The organism is Paraburkholderia sp. BR10872 (assembly GCF_040965835.1).
Taxonomy (GTDB): Bacteria; Pseudomonadota; Gammaproteobacteria; order Burkholderiales; family Burkholderiaceae; genus Paraburkholderia; species Paraburkholderia nodosa_A.
The window spans coordinates 1-17,697 of record NZ_JBFRCN010000051.1 but is presented as its reverse complement, the minus strand read 5'-3'; the positions used below and the strand labels follow the sequence as shown (position 1 = coordinate 17,697).

At 63.7% G+C, this 17,697-nt stretch carries 20 protein-coding genes and 2 pseudogenes; 12 read left to right on the top strand and 10 right to left on the bottom strand.

What is annotated here, in order from left to right:
* The first annotated feature begins 23 nt into the window (after window positions 1–23).
* The 3 genes from AB4Y43_RS30910 to AB4Y43_RS30900 all read left to right on the top strand — a co-directional run bounded on the left by AB4Y43_RS30910 (window position 24) and on the right by AB4Y43_RS30900 (window position 1,585).
* Window positions 24–551, top strand: coding sequence for a type II secretion system protein (locus tag AB4Y43_RS30910; protein WP_069267139.1), 528 nt, complete (start codon window positions 24–26; stop codon window positions 549–551).
* 9 nt (window positions 552–560) lie between these two features.
* Window positions 561–950: a type IV pilin protein gene (locus tag AB4Y43_RS30905; protein WP_368603581.1), complete on the top strand. Its 390-nt coding sequence runs from the start codon at window positions 561–563 to the stop codon at window positions 948–950.
* Window positions 951–1,069: 119 nt separating this feature from the next.
* Window positions 1,070–1,585, top strand: coding sequence for a type II secretion system protein (locus tag AB4Y43_RS30900; RefSeq protein WP_368619095.1), 516 nt, complete (start codon window positions 1,070–1,072; stop codon window positions 1,583–1,585).
* Window positions 1,586–1,682: 97 nt separating this feature from the next.
* On the opposite strand, the gene AB4Y43_RS30895 is transcribed toward AB4Y43_RS30900, so the two are convergent.
* A complete protein-coding gene (locus AB4Y43_RS30895) occupies window positions 1,683–2,525 on the bottom strand; it encodes an alpha/beta fold hydrolase (protein WP_368729520.1) in 843 nt (280 codons plus the stop codon).
* 79 nt (window positions 2,526–2,604) lie between these two features.
* Here AB4Y43_RS30895 and AB4Y43_RS30890 point away from each other — a divergent pair, with 79 nt between their 5' ends.
* Complete coding sequence (locus AB4Y43_RS30890; protein ID WP_368729519.1) at window positions 2,605–3,033, top strand: winged helix-turn-helix transcriptional regulator; 429 nt, start codon at window positions 2,605–2,607, stop codon at window positions 3,031–3,033.
* Between the two features lie 19 nt (window positions 3,034–3,052).
* Here the strand turns inward: AB4Y43_RS30890 and AB4Y43_RS30885 are convergent, their stop codons facing one another.
* A complete protein-coding gene (locus AB4Y43_RS30885) occupies window positions 3,053–3,919 on the bottom strand; it encodes a LysR family transcriptional regulator (RefSeq protein WP_368729518.1) in 867 nt (288 codons plus the stop codon).
* A 116-nt stretch (window positions 3,920–4,035) separates the two neighbouring features.
* On the opposite strand from AB4Y43_RS30885, the gene AB4Y43_RS30880 reads away from it, so the two are divergent.
* Window positions 4,036–4,647 (top strand): NIPSNAP family protein, encoded by a 612-nt coding sequence (locus AB4Y43_RS30880; protein ID WP_342946277.1) that lies wholly within the window; start codon window positions 4,036–4,038, stop codon window positions 4,645–4,647.
* Window positions 4,648–4,698: 51 nt separating this feature from the next.
* On the opposite strand, the gene AB4Y43_RS30875 is transcribed toward AB4Y43_RS30880, so the two are convergent.
* The 3 genes from AB4Y43_RS30875 to AB4Y43_RS30865 all read right to left on the bottom strand — a co-directional run bounded on the left by AB4Y43_RS30875 (window position 4,699) and on the right by AB4Y43_RS30865 (window position 7,510).
* A complete protein-coding gene (locus AB4Y43_RS30875; RefSeq protein ID WP_368729517.1) occupies window positions 4,699–5,976 on the bottom strand; it encodes an SUMF1/EgtB/PvdO family nonheme iron enzyme in 1,278 nt (425 codons plus the stop codon).
* 134 nt (window positions 5,977–6,110) lie between these two features.
* Complete coding sequence (locus AB4Y43_RS30870; protein WP_083245469.1) at window positions 6,111–6,863, bottom strand: helix-turn-helix domain-containing protein; 753 nt, start codon at window positions 6,861–6,863, stop codon at window positions 6,111–6,113.
* A gap of 185 nt (window positions 6,864–7,048) precedes the next feature.
* Window positions 7,049–7,510 carry a universal stress protein gene (locus AB4Y43_RS30865; protein ID WP_069267133.1) on the bottom strand — a complete coding sequence of 154 codons (462 nt, stop codon included), beginning with the start codon at window positions 7,508–7,510 and terminating at the stop codon, window positions 7,049–7,051.
* Window positions 7,511–7,844: 334 nt separating this feature from the next.
* Here AB4Y43_RS30865 and AB4Y43_RS30860 point away from each other — a divergent pair.
* Window positions 7,845–9,406 (top strand): annotated as a pseudogene (locus AB4Y43_RS30860) (MFS transporter).
* A gap of 137 nt (window positions 9,407–9,543) precedes the next feature.
* On the opposite strand, the gene AB4Y43_RS30855 reads toward AB4Y43_RS30860, so the two are convergent.
* Window positions 9,544–10,134, bottom strand: a complete 591-nt coding sequence (locus tag AB4Y43_RS30855) for an acyl-homoserine-lactone synthase (protein ID WP_069267131.1) — start codon at window positions 10,132–10,134, stop codon at window positions 9,544–9,546.
* A 210-nt stretch (window positions 10,135–10,344) separates the two neighbouring features.
* On the opposite strand from AB4Y43_RS30855, the gene AB4Y43_RS30850 reads away from it, so the two are divergent.
* On the top strand, window positions 10,345–10,617 hold the full coding sequence (locus tag AB4Y43_RS30850; RefSeq protein ID WP_233885339.1) for a helix-turn-helix transcriptional regulator: 273 nt from the start codon (window positions 10,345–10,347) through the stop codon (window positions 10,615–10,617).
* On the opposite strand, the gene AB4Y43_RS30845 is transcribed toward AB4Y43_RS30850, so the two are convergent.
* Window positions 10,601–11,305: a LuxR family transcriptional regulator gene (locus tag AB4Y43_RS30845; RefSeq protein ID WP_028206371.1), complete on the bottom strand. Its 705-nt coding sequence runs from the start codon at window positions 11,303–11,305 to the stop codon at window positions 10,601–10,603. The genes AB4Y43_RS30850 and AB4Y43_RS30845 overlap by 17 nt on opposite strands.
* A 460-nt stretch (window positions 11,306–11,765) precedes the next feature.
* Window positions 11,766–12,206, bottom strand: a complete 441-nt coding sequence (locus tag AB4Y43_RS30840) for a DUF3005 domain-containing protein (RefSeq protein WP_069267182.1) — start codon at window positions 12,204–12,206, stop codon at window positions 11,766–11,768.
* Window positions 12,207–12,531: 325 nt separating this feature from the next.
* On the opposite strand from AB4Y43_RS30840, the gene AB4Y43_RS30835 reads away from it, so the two are divergent.
* A complete protein-coding gene (locus tag AB4Y43_RS30835; RefSeq protein ID WP_069267130.1) occupies window positions 12,532–12,765 on the top strand; it encodes a hypothetical protein in 234 nt (77 codons plus the stop codon).
* 125 nt (window positions 12,766–12,890) lie between these two features.
* Entirely contained in the window at window positions 12,891–13,820 is a 930-nt protein-coding gene (epsC, locus tag AB4Y43_RS30830) for a serine O-acetyltransferase EpsC (RefSeq protein WP_254355650.1), read from the top strand.
* Window positions 13,821–13,867: 47 nt separating this feature from the next.
* On the opposite strand, the gene folE is transcribed toward epsC, so the two are convergent.
* Entirely contained in the window at window positions 13,868–14,560 is a 693-nt protein-coding gene (gene folE / locus AB4Y43_RS30825) for a GTP cyclohydrolase I FolE (RefSeq protein ID WP_368619037.1), read from the bottom strand.
* Window positions 14,561–14,650: 90 nt separating this feature from the next.
* Window positions 14,651–15,574 (bottom strand): LysR family transcriptional regulator, encoded by a 924-nt coding sequence (locus tag AB4Y43_RS30820; protein WP_368729516.1) that lies wholly within the window; start codon window positions 15,572–15,574, stop codon window positions 14,651–14,653.
* Between the two features lie 312 nt (window positions 15,575–15,886).
* Between AB4Y43_RS30820 and AB4Y43_RS30815 the strand changes: the two genes are divergently transcribed.
* From AB4Y43_RS30815 to AB4Y43_RS30805, 3 genes and pseudogenes are all read left to right on the top strand, one after another.
* A complete protein-coding gene (locus tag AB4Y43_RS30815) occupies window positions 15,887–16,594 on the top strand; it encodes a 3-oxoacid CoA-transferase subunit A (RefSeq protein ID WP_368603574.1) in 708 nt (235 codons plus the stop codon).
* Window positions 16,595–16,611: 17 nt separating this feature from the next.
* Entirely contained in the window at window positions 16,612–17,271 is a 660-nt protein-coding gene (locus tag AB4Y43_RS30810; protein WP_042260188.1) for a 3-oxoacid CoA-transferase subunit B, read from the top strand.
* Between the two features lie 129 nt (window positions 17,272–17,400).
* Window positions 17,401–17,697, top strand: a pseudogene (locus AB4Y43_RS30805) (3-carboxy-cis,cis-muconate cycloisomerase); the annotation flags it as partial.

Sequence of the window (17,697 nt, the reverse complement as noted above, 5' to 3'; positions counted from 1 at the left end):
CCGTGGCTACCGGAACGGCCACGATGCGCCTGCGCGCCGCACGCCAGTTCGAGCAGCGTGGATTTACGCTGATCGAACTGGTCGTCACGCTCGCGCTCGTCGGCATTCTCGCGCTAGCAATCATGCCGTTTTCGGAGCTGATGGTGCAGCGTCAGAAGGAGCAGCAGCTAAGCGACGCATTGCGCGAGATCCGTACCGCGCTCGACGCCTACAAGGAGGCGAGCGATACCGGTCTCATCGACAAGGACGCCGAAGCATCCGGCTATCCGCCGACGTTGAGCGTGCTCGTGACGGGTGTGAAGAACGCCAGGGATCCGAAAGGCGGGCTGCTGATGTTCCTGCGTCACGTGCCGCGCGATCCTTTCTTTAGCGGCGACCCGGACACGCTTGCCGAGGATACATGGAGCGTGCGGTCTTATGGAGAGCCGCCGGATCAGGCAGCGGGCGGCGACCCGGGCATGAGCAGCGAACAGGCTGGCAAGGATGTGTTCGACGTGTCGTCGAAATCCGATCGCGTCGGCATTAACGGCGTCCCGTACAAACAATGGTGACGATGCATCATGAAACCCGCTCGCACTCGCAAGGCCCGTGGCTTCACGCTGATCGAACTCGTCGTCGTGATGGCCATCATCGGCCTGCTTCTGACAATTGCGGTGCCGCGCTACATGCACAGCATCGAACGCGGCAAGGAGCAGGTCAGGCAGCAGAACGTCGCGGTGATGCGCAACGCGATCGATCAGTACTACGGAGACAACGGCCAGTATCCCGAGACACTCGACGAACTGGTGGCGAAGCATTACTTGCGCGCCGTTCCTGTCGATCCGGTCAATGGCGACGAAAAATGGGCGGTAATCGCTTCGCCGGACGAAAACAAGCCGGGCGTCTACGACGTGGCGCCGGCAAGTGCTCCTCAGGGAGCGCCACCGCGCGCAGAGGGGAGCGCAAAATGATCCGCGCGGCCTGCACGGCACGTGTCGCCTCGCGCGCGAGAGCGCGCGTGAGGCGACGCTCGCGGCCGCGTGCCGCGCGTGAGGGCGGGCTGGTGCTGCTGACGCTCCTGATTGCGCTGATGCTGATGTCGATTGCCTTGGCGGGGGCGCTCGACGTGTGGTCGCTGCAACGCCGCCGCGAGCAGGAGAAGCAGCTGCTGTTCGCCGGCAACCAGTACCGGCTCGCGATTCTGAGGTATTACCGCGTCGGCCGGGCTTATCCCGCATCGGTCGACGAACTGCTCGACGACCGACGATTTCCCAAGCCCTTGCATCATCTGCGCTTTGCCTATCCGGATCCGGTCACGGGCAAGAACGACTGGGTGCCCATGCTGCAGGGCGATCGCTTCTACGGGGTGTTCAGCCGCTCAGACGAGGCCACGGTCAAGCGCGCCGGATTTCCGCGGCAGTACGAGGATTTCGAGGGGGCGCAGACCTACGACGGGTGGAAGTTCCTGTTTCTGGCCCCGGGCCTGCGAACCACGCAGAGCAATGCCGGCGGCCTTGCCGCGCCCAGTAAATCGACCGGCTTTCCTGCGCTTTCTGGCTTCGATGGCGGCTTCCTGCCGGGGCAGCGGGTGCCCGGGTCAAGGTAAACCGATCTTGCTCGCCGTCGTGTCGCGACGGCGCTCATCCCGATAACCGGAATCACGCCGAAGCGGTGTGCCCCTGGCGAAAACCAATGGCGACCGGCTAAAGCGAATCGATCCATGAAGCCACGGCGGCGTTCACGTCATCGGGGCGGTCCTGCATGATCCAGTGACCCGCATTGGACCATGCTTGCACTTTCGATTTTGGGTGCGAGAACCACGGCCGCATCCTGTCGGCCTGGACTGGGTCGATACACAGGTGATAGAAGGGGACCTGCAAGCCCGCGCAGAATCGCGCGCTCGCGTCACCAATGCCTATCTGATCGTCGCCAAAGAACAAAGGGGCGAAGGATTCCCGTATGACGTGCAGCGGCATGGCTTGCAGCCGGCTCGCGTGCCGACGCTTGTGAGCCGGATCGGTCGCGGGCCCGTAGACGTGCTCGAACAACGCGGCGACGACCGCGCGAGGATCGCCTGTGTTCAATTCACGCGCAGTTTTCTCGAAGACCTCAGCGGCCTCGCTTGAAAATCCGAGAGCCCCGTCGACGGAGACGACGGCGCTGACCAGATCGGGCCGGCGTGCCGCGAGACGGGCTGCGATCTGGCCGCCCATCGAATGTCCCACGACGATGAAGCTCTCGTTCGGGTAGCGCGTCGCAATCAGCGCCTCGATGTCGGCTACATAGTCCTTCGGCGAATACGCGCCGGACGGCGGGACCTCGGACGCGCCGTGTCCGCGCAGGTCGACGGCGACGACGTGATACCTGCTCGCGAAGACGGGTAATTGCGCACTCCAATCCTGCGAATCGCAGGTCCAGCCGTGCAAGAACATCACGTTCTTCCCAGTGCCGCGATCTGATACAGAAAGTCGTGCTATGGATACGTCCGTTGGAGTGGCGAAATCGGCTACGTCGAGTAATGTTGAACTGCCCGGAGCTGCTTCCATTCTGTATTCTCCGTGGTGATCGAGCGAAGCCATTCAGACTCAGGGCCCGAAGCAATTTGCGTGATAGTCATGGTATACGTTGGAGATCTACGGTCAACGCACCACGAAGTGCGTAGATATACAGGAGGATATCTGTATGGCTTGCGAGGTTGACGCCGTATTCTTTGCGGACTGTGCCGCGCGTTCGTTTTTCGATCAGGTGGCCAACAAGTGGTCGGTGATGATTCTTACGCTGCTCACGGAGAAGCCGACACGGTTCAATGAAATCAAGCGGCGCCTGGAAGGCATCACACACAAGGCGCTCACGCAGGCCCTGAGGCGCCTCGAGCGCAATGGTCTGATTGCGCGCGAAGTGATCAATGCTTCGCCGGTGGCGGTCGAATATTCGATTACCGAATTGGGGCGCACGCTGCAAGTTCCGTTCGGCGCCGTATATGATTGGTCGATCAAGCATCTGGACGAAATCGAGCAGGCTCAGAATGCCTACGACAGAAGGGAAGGTCAGTGACGTCGATTCGGCAGGAGGTTCAGGAATCTGCAAAATGCGGTTCGCGGCTAACACATTCCACCAGAAACGCCATGACGGCCTTGACGGCCGGCGCGCGACGGAGGTCGGGATAGGTCACGAGCCAAAGCGGTGTTTCCGGCGGCGCTGCTTTTCCGCCGACCCTGACCAGTGCCGTGTCGCCATCGCCGATCATCGTCGGCAGGAGCGCGACGCCGACACCGTTTCGAGCCGCCGCCTGCTGGCCGATCACGTCGCCTGTTTCGAATACGATGGGCCGCCCTTCGAGATAGGCGCGCAGCCAGCGTTGATGACTCACATGGTCCAGTGATGCGTCATTGGCGATGAACTCCCATTGTGCCGCGGAGCGCGTGGCGTAATCATGGCTGGCATACAAGCCGAAGCGGATCGCCCCGATCCGCCGCGTGACCAGACTGGCCTCCCTGGGCTCGACCATCCGGATGGCAATGTCGGCGACACCGCGATCCAGTGGCGCGATGCCGGCGGCGCCTTCCATGACGATCTTCACCGTTGGGTTGGCTTCGCGGAACCCGCGTAAGTGCAGTGCGATGCAATGGCTGCCGAGAGTAGGCGGCACGCTGATGCGTATCGTCCCGGACAACGAGGCGGAAGCACGCAATGCATAGGCCTCGATCGCCAGCGCGCCTTCGGCCATCGGCGCGGCCAGTGCGGCGATGGCCTTGCCGTCCTCGGTCAGGCGAACGCTGCGAGGCAACCGATAAACGAGCTTCAACCCGAGTGCCGCTTCCAGCGACGCGACACGCCGGCCGATGGTCGCGTGTTCGACCGACAGCGCGCCTGCGGCACCGGAAAGCGTCCCCACGCGCGCGAGCACGACAAAATAGCGTAGATCCTGCCAGTCGAACATGGCGATTTCCCGACAGAGTGTGTGAGAAAAGAGGGAATTCTCTTCCGGATGGGACGAGTCTAATCTCGTTCGTCAAGGACGTCCGAAGGGGCGTTCATGGACTCAGGAGATTCGCTATGCATTACGAACTAACTACGCTGTCGTCCCACATTCTGAAGCTCCCCCAGGTGATCGCGAATGCGCAGACGTGGCTCGATCGTCCGGTTGCCATGGGGCGCAGGCTCGGGATCTGGACCTCGGAAAACGGCCGGCTCGGAAGCGTGCGCGTTCTGCGCGGCTTCGCCGATGCGGAAGAACTGGCGCGCGAACGCCACCGCGAGTTGCACCATCCCGATCCGTTCGGGGCCGCCAGCAGTGCCTGTACATTCGAGAGCGAGAGCTACGCCGGTTTTCCGTTTCTCCCGGCCGTTGAGCCGGGAGTCTTCGGCAAGTACTACGAGTTCCGCACCTATTGGCTCAAGCCAGGCGGACTGACGCCGACCATCGAGGCTTGGGAGGCGGCGATGCCCGAGCGCTCAAAACGGTCGCCGCTGACGCTCAACATGTACGCGCTCGATGGCGCGCCGCGCATCACGCATATCTGGCCCTGGAACAGCCTCGATGAGCGCATCGCGATTCGCGCAAAATCGTATGCCGACGGCATCTGGCCGCCGAAGGGCGGGCCGGAGCAATTTTACGAAGCCACTTCCACGATCTGGATTCCAACTGTCGACTCGCCGCTTCGTTGACTGCGTCCGGTAGCTTGCCGATCGCGTTCTGCCGCGTGTTCGATTGGCGAATCAGTTGCGCACGCAACGAAAACCCGCATAAACATACTGATAACGCGGCTGAAACCAGTTGCGGAACGTCGGCCGCAACATGCACTGGGCCGTGCGCGGCGAGCCGCCTTTCATTGTGTAGTGCTGACCGTCGAAGAAGTTTGCCGAATACCCTTCATAGAACGGGAACGCCTTGAAGCCCGGCAGCGGACCGAAGAGCGTGGAGGTCCATTCCCAGCCATTGCCGTACAGGCCTTCCACGCCCCACGTGCTGGCGCTGTCCGGCGTGGTGTCGACGGCCACCGGGTCCCAGTCGCGGAAATCGAAGTTGTCGCTGCGACCGGGCAGCGCGCCGTGCGCCGCGCGCTGCCACTGTGCCTCGCTCGGCAGCGCCATGCCGCGCCAGCGCGCAAAGGCGCTGGCTTCGGCGTGGCTCACATACACGGGCCAGGCAAGCGGCAATGCGATGTCTTCGAACATCGTGCGCAGCGTCCAGCCTTCGGCGCCGCGCGACCAGAACACGGGGTGCGCCACGCGTGCGCTTTCCTTCCAGGCCCAGTCTTTGTCGTTCCAGAGTTCGCGCGTGTCGTAGCCGCCGTCGTCGATGAATTCGAGAAATGCGCCGTTCGTCACCATGTAGCGGTCGATCTCGAAGGCCGGCACGTCGACCTGCTGCTCGCCGAACTCGTTGTCCCAGCCGAACAGGCCGCGCTCGGCGGTCATGCCGAGTTCGGTGCGGCCCGCGGGCACCTGCACTGTTCCGGCCTTGACCGTACGGAGCGGGTCGGTGCGCGCGCCCGTAGCGGCGGGCGCCCGCTTTTGCTCGAACGGCAGCTGGTGGAGCATGTAGGCGAGCGTTTCGACGTGCATGAGTCGATGTTCGATTGCGACGTTCAGCAACTGGCCTGGCGTGTCGTGATTCGAGGCATCGGGCGGCAGGTCGAGCGTCGAGAGCTGCGCGTCGATGCGGTTGCGTGCATCGCGTCCGTAGGCCAGGACTTCGGCGAGGTCGGGCCAATCGGCGCGCACGTCGGTCGGCAGGCCGCCATCGACAGGATCGATGCCGAACGCGAACAGCTGGTCGAGGCGCGCATCGACGGAGGGCAGGTCGAACAGGCGCTTGTCGAAGAGGTTACGGTCAAATGCTTCCAGATGGCCGACATAGAAGACGATACGGTGCCGCTCCCGAATGGGCCGCTCGTATAGAAACTCGGGCTTGACGACGTTGAAGAGCGCGTCGCTGGCGCTGCGCGCCGCTTCGAGACGGGCTGCGAGCGTGGGGGATTGCGGGAGATGCATTTCGGCGATTCTCCTTGCGTGGGCGTAGTACGAAACTTTAACCCTGCGCAGGAGTTGTGCCAACGGCGTTGCCGCGCCAACGAGGGGCGGCGCGGGCGCCCCGGGCTGGCCAGCGGCCCGGGGTTTGCCGCGAATTACAGATGCCGCAGACCTTCGATATCGATGATACGGATCAGCTTGCCCTGTGCGTCGATCAGGCCGCGCTTTTGAAATCTCGACAGGGTGCGGCTCACGGTTTCGAGCGTCATGCCGAGATAGCTTCCCATGTCCTCGCGGGTCATGCGCAGGTTGAACTCCGCATGCGAATAGCCGCGCTGGCCGTTGCGTTCGGAAACGTCCAGCAGGAACGCGGCGACGCGTTCGTCGGCGGAGAGCGAGCCGAGCACCATCATTTGCGACGATTCACGAATGAGCTGCTCGCTCATGAGGCGGTGCAGCCGGTCTTGCATGGCGCCGGTTTCGCGGCACAAATGCTTGAGGGCCGAGTAGGGGATGAGGCAGACCGAGCTGTCTTCGAGCGCCACGGCGCTGCAGGTGTGGAAGCCGGTGCTGATGCCGTCGAGGCCGAGCGGGTCGCCGGCCAGACGCAGGCCGGTGACCTGCTCGCGGCCGTCGCGGTGTGCCATGACCGTTTTGAGCGAGCCGGAGCGCGCGACATAGAGGGTGTCGAATGCGTCGCCGGCGCGATACAGGGCTTCGCCGCGCCGCACGCTGCGCGCGGAGCAGATCAAGGCTTCGAGCTTTGGCAGGTCGTCGAGCGTGAGGCCCTGGGGCATGCACAGGTGCCGCATGGCGCAAACCGAACAGCGCGTTGACGTGCGCGGCGCCGTTAGCGGCGCGCGATTGCTGCGGCGCACGGTGGTTTGAGAAGCGACGGTATGGTTCATCGTGGACAATGCTCCTTTGATTTCTGTCCAGGCATTGTCTACCGGGGTCGAATCTCAGATTAGTGGCAAAGCGACGCGCATTTAAGATGAATCGTTTTGAGGCTTGTCAGAAGCCGCTCGCGCGGCGTCTGACGGCGCGCAAGCGACTTTTCGATAACACGCAAAACCGCGTGCGCTCGACGCGACTACTCGCCGGCATTTCCGGCGGCCGAGGGGATGAGCAGGACAGGCAGCGTGGATTGCCGCACGCAGCGTTCGGCAACGCTGCCGAGGATGAGGCGTTGGAAGCCCCGGCGGCCGTGCGTGCCCATCACGATCAGGTCGGCGCCCGCGGTCTTCGCGGCGCTGAGCACGAGCGTCGGCACGTCGTCGAGCGAGGACGCTTCGCCCGTGACCATGGCGCCTTGCACGCCAAGCTCGCCCATCGCCTTGTCCATTTCTTCCGCGAGTTCGTTGCCCTGCGCAATCATCTGGTTGCGCAGGATCGACGGGTCGTAGCCGGGCGCGTCGAAATACATCGGCGTGTTCTCGATCACGTAGTAGGGCTGCAGGGTCGCGCCCATCGCCTTCGCCAGGTCGAGCGCGGCTTCGAAGGCGCGGCGCGACGTGGCGCTGCCGTCGACGGCGACAAGGATGCGTTTGTACATAAGACCTCCTCTTTGAGTGGGATCGAGAATCGCGCGGCCTCGGGCGAAGCTGCGAGGAGGCGGGCGCGGCGTGTTGTGTCGTAACTGGCGAGAAGCTTAATGGATCGCAAGTAAAAACGCAGTCGGACTGTATGAAATGTGGAAGCTACTGGAAGGAAGATCAAGTGCCTTGCGTCGGAATACCGCAGCGCCGCCAGGTTTTCGTTGCTATGCCGTTATGTTGCACGCGCACCGGCATCCCGCTATTGTTGCCTCTTTTTCGCTCCGCGCAGTCTCTTCCCCTCCCGTGAAACCTTCCTCCGCTAACCTGCCGTTTCGCGACGCGCTGCTGGCCATGCTCGGCATAGGCCTCGTCAACATGCTCGTCGCACTCGATCAAACCGTCGTCAGCACCGCTTTGCCCTCGATCGTCGCCGAACTGCACGGTTTCGAGTTCTACGCGTGGATCGCGAGCGCCTACCTGCTGGCCTCGGTCGTGACGGTGCCCGTGTTCGGCCGGCTCGGCGACTACTTTGGCCGCAAGCGCTTCGTGATTGCCGCGGTGATCGTATTTACGGTGGCCTCCGTACTGTGCGGGCTCGCGACCGACATGCGTTTTCTGGCGGCGGCGCGTGCGCTGCAGGGCGTTGGAGGCGGGATGATGGTGGGCACGGCGTTCGCCTCGATTCCCGATCTCTTTCCCGACCCGCGCGCCCGGGTACGCTGGCAGGTCGTGATGGCGGCCGCCTACGGCATCGGCACGGCAGCGGGGCCTTCACTGGGCGGCTGGCTCAGCGAGCACTTTGGCTGGCGCTCGACCTTCCTCGTCAATCTGCCGGTCGGCGCGCTTGCGCTCTATTTCATCTGGGCGCATCTGCCGCGCTATCAGCCGGCGCGTACCGGCGAGGTGCGCATCGACTGGACGGGCGCCGCGCTCGTCGCGCTGGTGCTGGGCGGTTTCCAGACCCTGATCGAGGCGGTGCCCAAAAGCGGCCTGACGCCCGGCAACGGCGCGCTCGCGCTGGCGGTCCTCGCCGGCGCGGCGGCGCTGCTGGCCTGCGAGCGCCGCGCGACGCACCCGATCATCCCGCTCGACCTTTTTCGCGACCCGCAGCTCGTCACCCTGTTTACGCTCTCGACGCTTTCGGGCTTCGTGATGTTCTCGCTGATCTTTTTCGCGCCGCTCCTGCTACAGGGCGGCTTCGGGCTGTCGCCCCAGGAGGCGGGCCTGCTCGCCACGCCGATCGCCGCCTGTATCGCGCTAGGCAGCCTGATCAACATGCGCATCGTGACCGGCTGCGCAAGCCCACGACCATTCTCACGGTCGGCTTCAGCCTGCTGGTCGCGGCTTCCGCCGGTCTTGCCTTCGCGTCCCGCCACACGGCGCACCTCTGGCTCGAACTGGCGATGTCGGCGGTGGGCATCGGGCTCGGCTTCATCCTGAACAACCTGAATATCTTCGGCCAGGAGATCGCCGGGCGGGAGCGTTTCGGCATCACGACTGCCTTGTTGCAATCCACGCGCATGGTGGGCGGCATGCTCGGCACCAGCGTCGTCGCGACCATCGTCAACCATCGCTATGCGGCCGGGGTGGGGGACGCGCTGGCGGTGATCGGCGCGCCGCTGCAGCAGCGCTGGCAACCCCAGCTCGCCGATCCACGCGTGCTGATCGACCCGTCGCTGCGCGAGGGTCTCGTCGCGCAGATGAAGGCGGCGGGGCTCGACGGCGCGGCGCTGATCGATGCGGTGCGCCACGTACTGGTAGATGCGATCCATCTGGGGATCGGCCTGACGGGCTGCGCGGCGCTCGCGGCGGCCCTGTGCGTGGGTCGGATTTCCCACATCCGCTTCAGCCGCAGCGCGTCGGCGGCGCAGAAAAGCGCGGAGGCGCGCGCCGACGAGGTCAAGGCCGATTAGGGCGCGCAGCGTTCGGGTGTAGGCCGTCGGCGCAGGTTTCGGTAATATTTGTCTGACAAAAACAACAGTATACCTGGCTGAGCGAGAAAGGCCGCGGCGCCCAGCCAGCGCGTATTTGTCCCTGCGCGGCGTCGCCCTCAGGCGGCGTGGGCCATTGCCCCGAATAGCGCGTGGTGCGTTTGCTCGCTCATCGCGATTTCGAGCGCGACGGCGTTCTCCACGCCGATGCGCATCGGCGCGCCAAGCCGCGTCAGCTCGATGCCCGTGCGGCGCAGCAGGCGCTCCATCGGCGTCGTGGTCACCGTCACATAGCTGTTGATGCCCGCCCGGTCGGCGAACGAGACGACCGCGCGCATTGCGCTCATGGTCACATCGGCGAAGCCGAACGCCTGGTCGTTGCCGGATTCGATGGCGAAGCGGCTCAGTTCCCAGATGTTGCGCGACGTAGGCGCAGCTTTGCCCTGCAGCAGTTGCGGGAACGTGTCGCGCAGCATGTTGGGGCCTTCGGTGGGCATCAGGCGCCAGCAGCCGCGCACGTGGCCCGCGCCGTCCTGGATCAGCATGTAATGAGGCCCGAGCGCGTCGTAGCCGTCGATTTCCATCCCCGCGATGGTGGGAATGTCCCAGCCGAGGCGGTCGCGGAACACGCGCGCGCGCAGCCGGTACATCTCGTTGATGTCCTCGTTGTCGAAGTCCTGTCTCAGTCCGATCCGTATCGCAGCTTGCATGACAACTCTCCCGATTTGTGTGGAGGCGCGGCAGTACGGTTCGAAAGCTATGCGTTATGAATATAAAAAAACACCTATCTAGATAGGTAGGTGCGCAGATAGGGCCTCTTAAGGAGAATCACTTCCGCGGCAGTCACTCATCAGGCATATCTGACAGCGAGAGTCATCATGGAACTTATGGGCAATCAATGGCACTCGGGTGCGAATACCATGTCGTCCCCGGGGGATCTGTCCTCGGTCGTCGACCGCGTCCTGATCATTGCGTATCGGAAGAAGAAGAAAGAGAGCCAGCGCCGCTTCTGGGCGCGCTTCGGCGTGACGCAGTCGCGCGGCAGCCGGTTCGAGTCGGGCGCGGAGATTCCGCCGCCGGTGTCGATCCTGCTCGGGCTGTATTTCAACAAGACGATTTCGGACGGCGACCTTGGCCGTGCCGAGCGCGTGCTGCGCGGCGAAGCACCGATGGTGCTTAGCCCGGGTCAATAAGACCCATCTGGGTTGCAATCACGGCTGCCGCTCGCCGTGAGTTCACGCCGAACTTCCCGCGAATGTTCTTCATGTGGAAGTTCACGACGGCCTCAGAGCAATTCAGGATGTGAGAAATTTCCCAAGTGGACTTGCCTAGCGCAGTCCACTTGAGGCATTCCTTTTCCCGTGGCGTGAGCTTGGGAATCAGCGACTGGACATGGTCGTTCAGATGCCGCTGGCTCGTGTCCAGCACGAGGTCGCGCAGCAGGACGAGATTCGGCAAGGCGCGGTTCACGTCGTCCCAGAATTTGTCCGTGGGATTCGCGTCGTTGACGAAGCAGAGCATGCCGATTTCCTGGCGCGGGCCATGGATCGGCAGGGTGATGCCTGCGCGCAGCCCGTACGAGCGGGCCTCCTCGTACATCGATTGTTGCTGCTCGGTCGCGAACAGCTCCGGCGACCAGATGAGCGGCGCCGAGCGCGTTGTGCAGTGCGACACGGTCGGGTCGAAGTAGGCCATCCCGTGGTCGTTGTACGTCTGCCGCCAGGCGGCCGAGTAGTTCGTGCGGATGAACGCATCCTCGAGCCTCATGCCCGGGCGCGGCAAGATAGCCAGCATGAGCTGGCTGAATCCCCACGAGCTGGCGAGCTTCGCCACCGCGTCGAACCACGCTGCCTCTTCGGGCGCGTCGAGCACGGGCGACATCTGCTCAATAAAATGTAGAGGCACGTTCAACACTCTCCATCAGCGCTGGGCGAGATCGCGGGGCAAGCCCTCAGACACTCGCTCCTCGCTTCTTATGATGTAAGAATTTATCACTAAATTCCTATCCGATCCCACCTCGTCTGCAATCCTCCCGCTTTGCCGGGGTCATTTCTGTCAGATTTCGGTGACATCGGAGAGAATTCTGCGTCTCCTGAACAAGCGCGGGCCTGCACGAAAAAAGTGCATTGCGGAGCCGAAATAAAGCCGGACGCCATTTCGAAGGCAAAAGCGCGCAGCTCGCCGGGATAATGCCGGCGATTTATCGGCTTTCATTATTTTTCAGGCTTTTCATTGCGAGTTTTAACTGCACTCGACTGGATACTGTCTGTATCCGCCATTGCTGCGATTTCGCCTGGATAATCGCAAACGATTCGCCGCATGGTGAGCGGCGAACCGTTGTTCAGGGCTTGCGCTGCAACTCGATCACGCGGGTTGGCCGCAGGTGGTTCAGCGCGAAGTGCAGCCGTCCAGGGCTGCGGCGCACGCCCTCTTCGCGCGCGGCGTTGCGCTGCCACTCGGCGTCTTCGGGCTCTTCGGGTGCGCTCATGCCGAGGTCGACGACCTCGTAGCCGGACTCCAGCGCGATAGGCAGCCGGTGCACGCCCTTGCGGCTGTCGAAACCCGCCAGCCCGTCATCCGCTTCGGCCACGCTGTTGACGAGCGTCGCATTGCTGGTCGTCACTTCGTCAGGGCCGATGCAGCCTTCGCCCGCCAAGCGTGCCGCCTCGCGGTTCTTGCCGTCCGTGTCGACCGAACTGTCGTGTGTGCGGTCGTTATGGAGTTCGGCGCTGCGCGGCCGCGACGGCGACGCGCTCACATCTCCCGCATTCGGTTTCTGCATGTCGTCGGGACGATTCATGATGCTTCCTCCTTGGAAGATCTGGGTGCCTGCGTTCAGCAGGCCATTCCGCAAGCGCCGTTCCGCTGCAGCGCCGCGCCCTTGAATCGGGGTGAAAAGCAAGCCGGTTCGCCAGGAGAACGCCTCCAGCGATGTTGCATTTTTTTCGTTGGTTTGGGCTTTTTCCCAGGAGTATGATCCTCTTTCAACGAGTTGGCGCGCTTTCGATTAATGGGCCGGGCGAGGGCCCATGCTGTGGCTTTGCCGCACGATCCTGAATGCACGCGCCAAATAAAATGGACGAGGCAGTCAGGGGCGGGTGACACACATGCACTTCGACGCTGCATTTACGCATCGTGGCTATTTGCTGAATTGCGCACCGGCGCGTGCCGGTGACGGCACGTATCAGCCGTATGTGGTGATTTCGCGCTCGAGCGACGGCGAACTCGTTGCCAACCGATTTTTCCCTGCCGAATTGCGCTTTTCCGATGAAGGGGCCGCCATCGCTCATGCGCGCGACTGGGCCGTGCGCTGGATCGACGCGAGCACGGTCACGCTGTGAAGGCGCGCGCCTCGCGTGCGTGGATCGGCGCCGAGGGCGCTTCGGCGAACTCCGGCAAAACGCGGTAATCTCTGGGGTCGATACACTCACTCCTGCGCAGACTCTGCGTCTGCTGCCGCATCACCATGTCCAAAGCTGCTTCCCCCGACTGGGGTCTCGAACAGATCGTCGCCGATCTGCGTGCGTCGCGTGAAGAGCGGCACCGCACGCGCCATCCGCTCGGCATCCGCGAACTGCCGTCACGCGATGCGGTCGTCAACATCGTGGCGGGCCTGCGCGCCGCGCTCTTTCCCACGCATTACGGCGCGCCCGATCTGACCGACGAGAGCATCGATTACTACGTCGGCCATACACTCGACAGCACGTTGCGGCTGCTTGCCGAGCAGATCCGCCGCGCGCTGCGCTTCCTGCCGGAAAGCTCGCAGGCGAGCGACGACGAACTGCGAGCGCGTGCATTCGACGTGGCGCGCGAGTTCGGCCGGCAACTGCCCGATATTCGCGCGCTGCTCGTGAGCGACATTCAGGCGGCGTTCACGGGCGACCCGGCCGCGCAGCACATCACCGAGATCCTGCTGTGCTATCCGGGCGTGTGGGCCATGACGCATCATCGGCTCGCGCATGCGCTGCACCGCCTCGGCGTACCGCTGCTCGCGCGCTTCATCAACGAGATCGCGCATTCGGCAACGGGCATCGACATTCACCCGGGCGCACAGATCGGTTCGAGCTTCTTCATTGACCACGGCACGGGCGTCGTCATCGGCGAGACGGCGATCATCGGCGAGCGCGTGCGCGTGTATCAGGCCGTGACGCTCGGTGCGAAGAGTTTCGCGGCCGACCTCGACGGTACGCTCGTGAAGGGCAATGCGCGCCATCCGATCGTCGAGGACGACGTGGTGATCTACGCCGGCGCGACGATTCTCGGCCGCGTGACGATCGGGCGCGGCTCGGTAATTGGCGGGAACGTGTGGCTCACGCATAGCGTGCCGCCGGGCAGCAGCGTGCGCCAGGGCAAGATTCGCGAGATCGAGCGAGGCGACGAAGGTCCGCTCAAGTAACGAGGGGAACGGGACACGCGGTCCCGTTCTTTATCTGTGCGTTGCGATCAGGTATTCGAGACGCTCATTGCGCTCGGATTGCCGACGATCGCGAGAAACTCGCGGCGCGTGGAAGGATCGGTGCGGAACGTGCCGAGCATGCGCGAGGTCACCATCGCCACACCCGCCTTGTGCACCCCGCGCGTGGACATGCATTGATGCGCCGCTTCGAGTATCACGCCCACCCCCTTGGGCTGCAGGATTTCATTGAGCGTGTCGGCAATCTGCGCGGTCATCTTCTCCTGGATCTGCAGGCGCTTCGCGAATGCGTCGACGAGACGCGCGAGCTTCGAGATGCCCACCACGCGATGCTCGGGCAAATACGCCACATGTGCGCGTCCGATGATCGGCACCATATGATGCTCGCAGTAGCTCTCGAAGCGGATGTCCTTCAACACGATCATTTCGTCGTAGCCATCCACCTCCGAGAAGGTGCGCGACAGGATTTCGCGCGGATCGACCGCATAGCCCGCGAAGAATTCCTCATAGGCGCGCACGACGCGGCCCGGCGTATCGAGCAGCCCTTCGCGAGCGGGGTCGTCCCCGGCCCAGCGCAACAGCACGCGCACGGCGTCCTCGGCTTCGGCGCGTGACGGACGCGCGACGCTCGTGCTCGCTGTGTTCTTGCGTTGCTTCGCACCTTGGGTCGCGCTTTGCTTCGCGGGTTGCTTCGATTTCCCGGCCTTTTTTTCTTCGCTCATGCATGGGCTCCTGTCATGTGGGAGTACGCCGCTTTGGCGTGCACCACGAGCGCCCATTGTTTCATGTTTTGCCGTGCTTGGCGCGAGGGGTCATTTGGGCCATTCGTCCATGGCGTCGTTGAACAGTTCCGCCACGATGCTGCGCAGCCATTCGCCACGCGGCGCATTGTGATACTTGCGATGCCAGTGCTGCTTGAGATCGAAACGCGGCAACTGCAGCGGCGGCTCGACGAGCGTGATCGATGCATGCTCGGACACGTAGGCGAAGCCGATTGCATGCGGCACGGTGGCGATGAGATCGGAGCGCGTGAGAATGAACGGCAGGCTCATGAAGTGAGGCGTTTCGAGCACGGCGCGTCGGCGCATGCGCCTTTTCTCCAGATACTGCTCCAGCACTTCCTGGCTGCGTCCCTCGGCGCGCACGACGGCATGGCCCATCGCGAGAAACTGCTCGATCGTCATGGCCTTGCCCGCGAGCGGATGCCCGCTGCGCATCATGCAGATGAAGCGGTGCGTGAAGAGGCGCTGCTGAAAGAAGTTGTTGCCGCCGAGGTCGGGGAAATAGCCGACCGCGAGATCGATGTCGCCCGATTCGAGACCGCGCTCGACCTGGTTAGGCGGCAGCGACACCGAACGCAGGTTCGCGTTGGGCGCGCGCTCGGAGAATACCTGCAGGAGGCGCGGCAGAAACACGATCTCGCCGACGTCGGAGAGCGCAATGGAGAACGTGTGCGTGCTCGTGACGGGATCGAAGTCCTGCGCCTGCAGCATGCCTTTCTCGATGTGCACCAACGCGTCGCGCGCGGCGGGAATGAGGGCGAGCGCGCGCGGTGTGGGCTCCATGCCGCGCGAGGTGCGCACGAAGAGCGGATCGCCGAAGAACTCGCGCAGCTTGCCGAGCGCCGTGCTCACGCGCGGCTGGCTCACGCCGAGCCGCTCGGCCGCGCGGCTCACGTTGCGCGTCTCCTCCATGGCTACGAGATAGGGGATGAGATTCAGATCGAGGTCGTGCATGAAGGCGAAGGCGGCGGCGCTGACTATGTCGAAATCGGATAAAGACTAGACGATGAATCGCAATTCCGGATACTGGGGTATGTGCCCACGGGCGCGCGTGGCCTGAAGGGCGGGCAGTGCGTGCGGTCGGGCGCGCATCGGCGTCGACATGAAGTAGATTGCCTGTGTGGGTAGACCCGCCTTGACAAGCGCTTGAATCCACTCCGATAATGCGCTGGACGTTCGCTAAACGAATCAGTGTTCGTATATAGAACTTTTTCGCGATCGAGTGACGTGGACCTTCCGCGATGCGCATCGCTTTCAGGAACAGGCATGATCAACAAGATTTTCGACTCGCTTCAAGCCGCCGTGGCCGATGTGCATGACGGCGCCACGGTGATGATCGGCGGCTTCGGCACGGCCGGTATGCCCGCCGAACTGATCGACGCGCTCATCGAGCAGGGCGCGCGCGACCTCACCATCGTCAACAACAACGCAGGCAACGGCGACATCGGCCTGGCCGCGCTGCTCAAGGCGAAGCGTGTGCGCAAGATCATCTGCTCGTTCCCGCGCCAGACCGACTCGTATGTGTTCGACGCGCTCTATCGCGCCGGTGAAATCGAACTCGAACTCGTGCCGCAAGGCAATCTGGCCGAGCGCATCCGCGCCGCCGGCGCCGGCATTGGCGGCTTCTTCACGCCCACGGGCTACGGCACGAAGCTGGCCGAAGGCAAGGAAACGCGCCTGATCGACGGCCGTCACTATGTGCTCGAAGCGCCGCTGCACGCCGACTTCGCGCTCATCAAGGCGTACAAGGGCGATCGCTGGGGCAACCTCGTCTATCGCAAGACGGCGCGCAACTTCGGCCCGATCATGGCAAGCGCGGCGAAGGTCGCTGTCGCGCAGGTTTCGGAGGTCGTCGAACTCGGTCAGCTCGATCCGGAAAACATCGTGACGCCCGGCATTTTCGTGCAACGCGTCGTGGCAGTGCCGCAAGCGGCGCATCAAGCGCACGCCGACCAAAGCGGCCAGGCAGCCTGAAGGAACGGAGAGAGGCAATGAAACGACTGAATCGCGACGAAATGGCCAAGCGCGTGGCCGCGGACATTCCCGAAGGCGCGTATGTGAATCTCGGCATCGGCGTTCCGACGCTGGTGGCCAACCACCTCGATCCGAGCAAGGAAATTTTCCTGCACAGCGAGAACGGCCTGCTTGGCATGGGCCCGGCGCCCGCGCCCGGCGAGGAAGACGACGAACTCATCAACGCGGGCAAGCAGCACGTCACGCTGCTCACCGGCGGCGCGTTTTTCCACCACGCCGACTCGTTCGCGATGATGCGCGGCGGACACCTCGACTACTGCGTGCTCGGCGCGTTCCAGGTGTCGGTGAACGGCGACCTCGCGAACTGGCACACCGGCGCGCCCGACGCGATTCCGGCCGTGGGCGGCGCGATGGACCTCGCACTCGGCGCCAAGCAGGTATTCGTGATGATGGAACTGCTCACCAAGCAGGGCGAAAGCAAGCTCGTGAGCGAATGCTCGTACCCGGTCACGGGCGTGGGCTGCGTGGGCCGCATCTATACCGACCTCGCCGCGTTCGATGTCACGCCCGAAGGCCTCGCGGTACGCGAGATCTATTCGGACATCGATTTCGACGCGCTGCAGAAGCTCGCCGGCGTGCCGCTGATCGACGCGACGCAAAACCGTCGCGCAGCGTAAACTGTCTGTAGACGTGCGCATCGTTCGCACGTGAGTGGCGCGGCAACCCTCGGCATTCGTCGACGGTTGCCGCGCCCGCTTCGTTCCGGCTGTATCTGAACGCCTGCTTTTTTCCGCGCGCCACACTCCATGATTGAACGCCTCACGAGCCTGATCTGCGGGACCGAACCGATGAACGCGGTCTGGTCTCCCGATGCCACGCTGCAACGCATGCTGGACGTCGAAGCGGCGCTCGCGCGCGCCTCGGCGGCGCATGGCGTAATTCCGCACTCGGCCGTGGCCGCGATCGTCGCGGCCTGCGCGGCGGATCAGCTCGACGCCCCGGCGCTCGCGCGCGACGCCGCGCTGGGCGGCAACCTGGCGATCCCGCTCGTCAAGCAGCTCACGGCGCGCGTGAAGTCCGCCGACCCCGAAGCTGCCAAGTAC